Below are 8,565 nucleotides of genomic sequence, written 5' to 3'. Positions count from 1 at the left end.
CCACATCCGTCCGATGTGGCAGTAAAACTGATAGAAAAAATACTACAAAACAAAAAAGAAGCTTTAGAAGAAGCCTAAACTATATAAAAAATTTGGAGTGATAAAGTGGAAAAACCAAGAGAGTGGTTAAGAGAAAAAAGCATAGCAAAAAAGGTGTTGACAGAAAGTAGTATAGTTTTAGAAGTTGTAGATGCAAGAATACCACTTTTAACAAGAAACAGTGTAGTTGAATCCTTAGCAAGAGAGAGAAATAAAAGTCTTATAGTTGTTTTAAATAAATCGGACTTAGTTCCAAAAGATTTTTTAGAAAAAGCTGTTAAAGAGATAGAAAAAGATTTTCCGGCTGTAAATTTTTCAGCCCATAAAAATATAGGTGTAAATCAACTACTTGAAAAGATAAAAGAGATAGCAAAAGAAAAAGTGATAGTAAAAGTAGGAGTTTTAGGTTATCCAAACGTGGGAAAGTCTTCCGTGATAAACGCATTAAAAAAGAAAAAAGTAGCCACAACATCACCAAAACCCGGAATGACAGTAGGAGAAAAACTCATTAAACTTGACGACAATATATACCTTATAGACACACCCGGAATAATAACCCTTGAATACCAAGAAGATTTAGCTCTCAAAGGTTCCTACATTCCGGATAAATTACCACATCCGTCCGATGTGGCAGTAAAACTGATAGAAAAAATACTACAAAACAAAAAAGAAGCTTTAGAAGAAGCCTACAATGTTAAAGTATCTGACAATCCGGTTGAAACCTTAGAGATTATCGGCAAAAAACTAAACTACAAGATAAAGGGAGGAGAAGTAGATTACGACAGGACAGCCAAAAAAATCCTTTGGGACTGGATAAAAGGTCATATAAAAGCCTACTGGTTATAAACTATGAACGGATATGCTATAATATGTTTACCTTTGATATGAGGGATAGATAATAACAAAAAAGAGGTAAACTTATAAATGCTAAGTTCATTAAAAGAGATAGGAGAGATACTTTTAAAGGTAGAAAATAAAGAAGAAATTGATATACTCTTAGAAAATCCGGATAGTAATGGTACCTATAAAACTGTATGGGTTTTAAATTTTAGTAAAGATTTTGAATTTCTAGGAGTCTCTGTTGAAGAATTCAAAAAAGAAAATTGGAAGTTATATTTGTATAAAAAAGGACCAAGTAACGGTTTAGATTACTCTCCTACATCTAGGGTAACAGAGTATAAAAAAACATTTGAAAACAAAATTTTAAGATGGTTAAAAGAAAACGATGAACCTAACATAAAGAAAATGTATCAACAACTTGAAGGAAAAAAAGATGATATATTAAAAACTTTAGAAGAGTTAGATAAACAGAACAAAGGGAACAAAATTCTTACTGTAAAGATAGATGGAAAATATCCGTACGAAATAGAAAATTTTAAAACAATCCTTTTAGAAGATTACATTTCAAAACTCAAGGAGGTATCCAAGAGAAACAGTTTATGTAGCATATGTGGAGAGATAAAAGAGGAAGTGTTTACAACATCCAACATTTACAAATTCTATACCTTGGATAAACCTGGATATATTGCCGGAGGATTTAGAGAACAGGATGCATGGAAAAATTTTCCTATTTGTAAAGACTGTTTTTTAAAAGTAGAATACGCGAAGAAATACGTAGAGGAAAATTTAAAGTTTAACTTTTATGGAAAAACTTACTATATAATTCCACATCTCATTTTAAACACTAAAGAAGCGTTAGAAGAAATAAACGATATTCTTAAACACTTAAGCGGGAAAGTAACCTTAGATAAAGGGAAAAATTTTTCAAGCGATGAGAAAGAGATTTTAATGCTACTTAAAGATTACAAAGATTTTGTGAGTTTTTATTTGTTGTTCTTGAAAAAAGAAAACTCAGCAGAAAGAATACTATTACTAGTAGAGGATGTTTTACCTTCAAGGATTAGCAAAATATTTTCAGCCAAAGAAGACGTAGAAAAAGCATTCAATCAAAGTTACAACTTTGGAAAATTAAATCAGTTTTTGGATCTTTATGATAAGTTATTTTTTGAAATCGTTGAAAGAATCTTTAAGGGAGGTCTATTAGATTTTCAAACTCTAATAGGTATTTTCACCAGAAAAATAAGAGAAAAGTTTTTGACGGATTACGATGATAAATTCAAATATCTTGTTTTAGATGCAGTTATGAATTTAAGATTTTTAGGGAATCTTAGATTATTAAATTTCGGAGGAGAAAGAATGGAAAATTTAGATGAAATTTATCAAAAGTTAGGAGGTGCTCTAAATACACCAGCTAAAAAAGGAATATTTTTATTAGGAGTTTTAACACAAATACTTTTAGATATTCAAAATAAGGAAAGAAACTCATCACCATTTATTAAATCATTAAAATCTTTAAAAATGAATGAAGAAGATATAAAAGGGCTTTTACCAAAAGTGATAAATAAATTAATGGAATACAACGAATACAAATACATTCAAAAAGAAATTGCAAAAGAAGTATCAAAAAATTTTCTTATACAAGATAAATTTAAACTAAACGTAGATGAGATAAACTTTTATTTTGCAGCCGGAATGGCTCTTAAAAACGAAGTTTTAAATATTCTTTATGAAAAATTTAAAGTAAATAAGGAGGAAAGCGATGGCAATCAAAAATAGGAGAGAGTATTTATTTTTATACGATGTTAGTTATGCCAATCCAAACGGAGACCCAAACGATGAAAATAAGCCAAGAATAGACGAAGAGTCTGGAAAAAATATCGTTACGGATGTAAGGCTCAAAAGAACCATTAGGGATTATCTCATGAAATTTAAAGGAGAAGAAATATTCGTTAGAGAAATAGCTAACAACGATGGCAAAATCCAAGATGCAAAAGCAAGAGCTGAAGATTTTGAGAATAATCCGGATAAAATTTTGGATAACTGTATTGATATAAGACTATTTGGAGGAACAATTCCTATAAGAACAGATAAAAATAAAGACAGCTCTATTACCTTTACAGGACCTGTCCAATTCAATATGGGACAGTCACTTCATAGGGTGAAGTTGGAATTTATAAAAGGTACAGGAGCGTTTGCATCAAAAGAAGGAAAAGAACAAAAAACTTTTAGAGAAGAATGGATTTTACCTTACTCACTAATTGCGTTTCATGGCGTAGCGAACGAAAATGCAGCCAAAGATACAAAATTAAAAGAAGAAGATTTAGAACTTATGAAAGAAGGTATGTGGGAAGGAACTAAAAACCTTATTACAAGGTCTAAAAACGAACAAATACCAAGATTACTGATAGAAGTAGTATACAAAGAGAGTGTACACTCACATATAGGAGAACTACATAGATATGTAAAAATAGAATCAGAAAAATCCGATGAAGAGATAAGAAGTACCGACGATTTTATCTTAAATGTAGATAAGCTTATAAAAGTTATAGAGGAAGAAGCGGAAAAGATAGAAAAAGTATTATTCAAGATTGATAGAAATCTAAAATTAAGTAGAGAACTTAAATCAGATAAAGTAAATTTTGAGGAGATGAAGATATAGATGAAAGTATTAGCCTTTGATTTATGGGGTGATTACGGTCATTTTAAAAAGTTTTATACCACTTCTTCACCCCTTACTTTTTCTATTCCACCTAATACCGCCATTTATGGAATGATTGGTGCCATAATAGGTTTAGCAAAAGAAGAATATTTAAAACATATCAACGGAAGAACGACAAAAATAGGTATAGAAATTTTAAAACCTATCAAGAAAACAAGAATTACCTTAAACTACATAGACACAAAACAACACTTTTATCTTATAAAAGGTAGAACGCAAATCCGAACAGAATTTTTAAAAGAACCGGCTTATAGGTTATACATACACATTTCTGATGAAAATTTATTTAATGAACTGATTAACAGAGTCAAAACTAAGCAAAGTTATTACACTCTATCATTAGGTTTGGCAAATCTTTTAGCTAACTTTCAATTCAAAGGACTTTATGATGTAGAAACCTTAGAACAAAGTGATAAAGTTAACTCTGTAATACTTACAGAAAATGTAGAAAGTATAGAAATGAAAGAAGGGAAAAAATATTTTAAAGAAAGAATACCATTAGATATGAAGGAAGATAGAGAAGTAATTTGTTATAAAGAGATTGTTATGGAATTGGAAGGAAACACCATAGAAGGTAAGTTTAAAAATTGTTATAAAGTAGGAGATAGAATAATATCATTTCTAACACCATGAACGCTTCTGGAATATTTTCACATCCGGATAGATACTTAGAACAACATCTTAGCAATGTTATAGAAATAGGTCTGAAATTTTTTGATGAAATATTCAGCGATGAAATTTCAAAAGACATTTTTACCATAATAGCATTTTCTCACGATATAGGAAAAACAACTAAATTTTTCCAAGAGTACATAACAAAAAAAGATAGAAATTTAAAAAGTAAAAAAGAAACCAAACATTCTTTGTTAGGAGCGGTAGTAAGTTTACATTTAACTGATAGATATTTAAAATCAAAATGTATTGATAACAAATTTTTACTTGCTTTGTCTTTTATAATTCCAAAAAGACACCACTCTAACTTAAAAGAATTTTTATACGAGTTTATAATAGAAGATGAAGAGAAAAATATATTAAAAAAACAGATAGAAAGTATAGATAAAGAAAAATTCAACCATTTTCTAGAACTTCTCAGAATAGAAAAAAAAGAAATTGTAAGTTTTGACTTTAACGATATCAATTTAGAAGAGATAGAAATTAAACTGCTTGAAATAAAAAGGTATATAAGGAAGTTAGAAAAAGACAGTACATTGGACTACTTTATAGACACCGCTATTTTCTACTCATTGTTACTTGATGCAGACAAATCCGATGTTGGAATAAAAACGGATAAAAGTATACTATTTAAAAACATAGACATAAATCCAAAAATAGTAGACCAGTACGTATCCAAACTCAAAAATACAGAAAATGACTTGCACAATCTACGGTATCAAGCTTACAAAGAAGTATCTGAAAAAGAGATAAACCTAAATGAAAAAATATACACAATTACGCTACCAACAGGAATAGGGAAAACTCTAATATCTCTAAAAGTAGCTTTAAATATAGCAGATAGGTTTAAAAAAGAAAAAGGTAAAAACTTAAAGATAATATACTGCTTACCGTTTTTGTCGGTAATAGAACAAAACTATAAAGTGATAGAAAACCTTTTAAAAGAGAGTATGAGTTTAGATAATTCCATTTTGATGAAATACCACCATCTTACAGGATTTAATTACAAAGGGGAAGATGACGAGTTTGACTACGACACAAGTAGAATTCTGATAGAAGGTTTCAACAGCAAAATCATCACAACCACTTTTATACAGTTTTTCTACTCATTTATAGGAAATAAAAATAAGATGTTAAGAAAGTTTCATAAGTTCACAAACTCTATTGTAATATTAGATGAAATTCAATCTATTCCACATCATTTTTGGCTTTTGATAAAAGAAACTCTTTACAAAATGGCAGAAAGGTTTAACTTTTATGTAATTCTTTCAACCGCAACACAACCTATGATTTTTGACAAACATGTAGAGCTTGCAGATTATCAAAAGTATTTTGAAGCACTAAACAGGTATAATATTCATATAAACAAAACTCCACAAACACTACAAGAGTTTTATAAAAGCGTAAAAATAGAAGATAACAAGTTCTACCTTTTTATAATGAATACAGTCAATAGTGCGAAAGAGCTTTATAACTTATTAAAAAACGAATACAAAGATGAAATACTTTTTCTTTCTACACATATAGTTCCAAAACAAAGATTAGAAAGAATAAACCAGATAAAAGAAAAGAAAAAAAGGATAGTGGTATCAACACAGTTAGTAGAAGTTGGAGTAGATGTTGACTTTGATGTAGTTTACAGAGATTTTGCACCTTTAGACAGTGTGATTCAGTCTGCTGGCAGATGCAATAGAGAAGGGAAAAAAGAAAAAGGAATTTTATATTTAGTCAATTTAAAAGATGAAAATGGAAGATTTTATCACTCTTACATTTACAGTAACATCTTAACTTATATAACACAAGAGGTTTTAAAAGAAAATTTTTACGAAGAAAAAGATATTTTAAATCTTTCAAAGAAATACTATCAACTCGTTAAGGAAAGAGTTTCCGATGATAAATCAGTAGAATTGTTAAAAGCTCTTTATGGTTTGAAATTTTCAGGCGACAAAGAGAAAGACCGTATAAATTCTATTGAAGATTTTGTTTTAATACAGGAAGATTTTTATAAAAGTGATGTGTTTGTAGAAATAGATGAAAAAGCAGAAAAAGTATGGAAAGAATACGAAAATATACTGAAGATAGAAGACGTTTTTGAAAGAAAGGAAGCATTTGACAGAATAAAAAAAGATTTTTACGATTATGTAATATCCGTTCCTATCAAAGAAAATATACCACTCTTTGAAAATTACTTTTACTATATACCAAAATCTAATTTAGATGAATATTATGATATTGAATCCGGATTTAAAATCAAAACCGAGGGTTATCTTGAGTATTAACATTGATGAAATAAAGATTAACGGCACATTAATATGGTACTATTATATCTGTAAAAGGGAGGTTTGGCTTATTGGTCATGGAATAGAAGCCGACCAAGAAAATGAATTTTTGGTGCTTGGAAAGCATATTCATGAAATTTTTTATAAAAAAGAGAAAAAAGAAATCATGATAGATAACACTATAAAGATAGATATCATTTCTCATAAAAAAGTTGTAGGTGAGATAAAAAAATCATCAAAATTTTTACAAAGTGCTAAGATGCAAATTGCTTTTTATCTGTATTATCTTAAAAAAGAAAAAAATTTATATTTATCTGGAGAGTTGTTAATACCAGAAGAAAGGAAAAAAGAGATGGTAACGCTTACATCAGAGTTAGAAAAAGAGTTAGAAAACACTATAAAAAACATAAAAGTGATTTTAAGGCAACCTAAACCTCCAAAGCCGGAGAAAATACCTTACTGTAAAACTTGTGCGTATAAAGAAATGTGCTGGAGTTAAAAATGAAAAAATCTATTTATATATTCAATAATGGAACAATAAAAAGAAAAGATAATACTATCTACTTTGAAAAAGATGAAGAAAGAAAAATCATTCCAGTAAATTCTGTGTCAGAAATCCATATATTTGGAGAGGTTGATTTAAATAAAAGAGTTTTAGAGTTTTTTACCCAGAACAAAATTCCACTTTTTTTCTATAACCATTACGGTTATTACGTAGGAAGCTATTATCCTAGGGAGTACCTTAACTCTGGATTGATAACACTAAAACAAGCACAATTTTACTTAAATGTAGAAGAAAGATTATTTTTAGCAAAAAGTTTTGTAAAAGGAGCTGTAGATAACATTTTACAAAATCTTAATTATTACAAAAAAGTAAAAGGAGAATATTTAAAAGAAACAATCCAAATAATAAAAGAAAAATACAGCGAAATAGACAGTAAAAACGATACACTATCCTTGATGGCTATTGAAGGAGAAATAAGAAAATTATACTATGAAGCATTTAACATAATTTTAAACTCAGGAGATTTTTTATTTGATAAAAGAACAAAAAAACCTCCTGAAAATCCACTTAATGCGCTAATAAGTTTTGGAAACTCTTTGATGTACACTACAGTATTAGCCCAGATTTACAGAACTCATTTGGACCCAAGAATAGGATATCTACACGAAACAAACCAAAGAAGTTTTAGTCTTAACTTAGACATAGCGGAAATATTCAAACCTATTATTGTTGACAGAGTAATTTTTAGTTTAATAAACAAAGGTCAGATAAAGTTAAATCATTTTGAAGAAGATGTTGAATTCTCGTATCTAAATGAAAAAGGAAGACAGCTTTTTATAAAAGCATTTGAAGAAAAGTTATTAACAACAATAAAATATAAAAACCTTGGTAATGTTTCTTATAGAAAGCTAATCAGACTTGAATGTTATAAACTTTATAAACATTTCTTAGAAGAAGAAATTTATAAACCATTTATAGCAGAGTGGTAAGTTGTTTGTAATTTTAGTTTACGATGCAAATGAAAAAAGAGTCCAGAAATTTCATAAAATTTGTAAAAAGTATCTTATACATGTGCAAAATAGTGTGTTTGAAGGAGAGATTTCGGAAGCCAACTATAGATTACTTGTAGATGAGCTAAAAGAAATTATGAATAAGGACGAAGATTCTATTTTAATCTATAAATTTAGAACAAAAAAATATTATGAAAGAGAGGAACTTGGTATCAAAAAACCTTCACATGAAGATATTTTCTTTTAAACCGTTATTACTCCGTCGTCCTATCCAAAATGGCAAAATTTTGTCTCAATAACTATATGCAAATGAGACGCAAAAACTGTAAGTTATTGATAAATAAAAACCGTCGATGTCCAGGGGTTTTTGCAGGATTGGAGGTCGACGGGAAAAAACACATTCCGGTTGAAATTTTTAAAAAATTTGTATAGGTTCATATAGACAATGAGCATCTACCTTGATAAAATAATCAAACAAAATAGGAGGTAGATAAAATGAAA

The 8,565-nt window shown here is 28.7% G+C and carries 8 protein-coding genes; all 8 read left to right on the top strand.

Annotation, left to right across the window (positions count from 1 at the left end):
• Window positions 1–105 precede the first annotated feature (105 nt).
• The 8 genes from NE054_RS05955 (at window position 106) to cas2 (ending at window position 8,311) form a co-directional block, all read left to right on the top strand.
• The gene (locus tag NE054_RS05955; protein ID WP_297889788.1) at window positions 106–885 is read left to right on the top strand and encodes a GTPase; all 780 of its coding nucleotides are present in this window, start codon (window positions 106–108) and stop codon (window positions 883–885) included.
• Window positions 886–963: 78 nt separating this feature from the next.
• Window positions 964–2,655: a TIGR02556 family CRISPR-associated protein gene (locus NE054_RS05950; RefSeq protein WP_297889786.1), complete on the top strand. Its 1,692-nt coding sequence runs from the start codon at window positions 964–966 to the stop codon at window positions 2,653–2,655.
• A complete protein-coding gene (cas7b, locus tag NE054_RS05945) occupies window positions 2,639–3,538 on the top strand; it encodes a type I-B CRISPR-associated protein Cas7/Csh2 (RefSeq protein ID WP_297889783.1) in 900 nt (299 codons plus the stop codon). Before NE054_RS05950 ends, cas7b begins: the two co-directional genes overlap by 17 nt.
• Window positions 3,539–4,231, top strand: a complete 693-nt coding sequence (gene cas5b, locus NE054_RS05940; protein ID WP_297889780.1) for a type I-B CRISPR-associated protein Cas5b — start codon at window positions 3,539–3,541, stop codon at window positions 4,229–4,231. It begins immediately after the preceding gene.
• Window positions 4,228–6,549: a CRISPR-associated helicase Cas3' gene (cas3, locus tag NE054_RS05935; RefSeq protein WP_297889778.1), complete on the top strand. Its 2,322-nt coding sequence runs from the start codon at window positions 4,228–4,230 to the stop codon at window positions 6,547–6,549. Before cas5b ends, cas3 begins: the two co-directional genes overlap by 4 nt.
• Window positions 6,545–7,048 (top strand): CRISPR-associated protein Cas4, encoded by a 504-nt coding sequence (gene cas4 / locus NE054_RS05930; RefSeq protein WP_345780601.1) that lies wholly within the window; start codon window positions 6,545–6,547, stop codon window positions 7,046–7,048. Before cas3 ends, cas4 begins: the two co-directional genes overlap by 5 nt.
• 2 nt (window positions 7,049–7,050) lie before the next feature.
• Window positions 7,051–8,043 (top strand): type I-B CRISPR-associated endonuclease Cas1b, encoded by a 993-nt coding sequence (gene cas1b / locus NE054_RS05925; RefSeq protein ID WP_297889772.1) that lies wholly within the window; start codon window positions 7,051–7,053, stop codon window positions 8,041–8,043.
• 1 nt (window position 8,044) lies between these two features.
• Window positions 8,045–8,311, top strand: coding sequence for a CRISPR-associated endonuclease Cas2 (gene cas2 / locus NE054_RS05920; protein ID WP_297889768.1), 267 nt, complete (start codon window positions 8,045–8,047; stop codon window positions 8,309–8,311).
• Window positions 8,312–8,565 lie beyond the last annotated feature (254 nt).

This window comes from Sulfurihydrogenibium sp. (assembly GCF_027448985.1).
Lineage (GTDB): Bacteria > Aquificota > Aquificia > Aquificales > Hydrogenothermaceae > Sulfurihydrogenibium.
The sequence above is the reverse complement of the archived record's forward strand: the minus strand, read 5'-3'. Positions and strand labels throughout refer to the sequence as shown.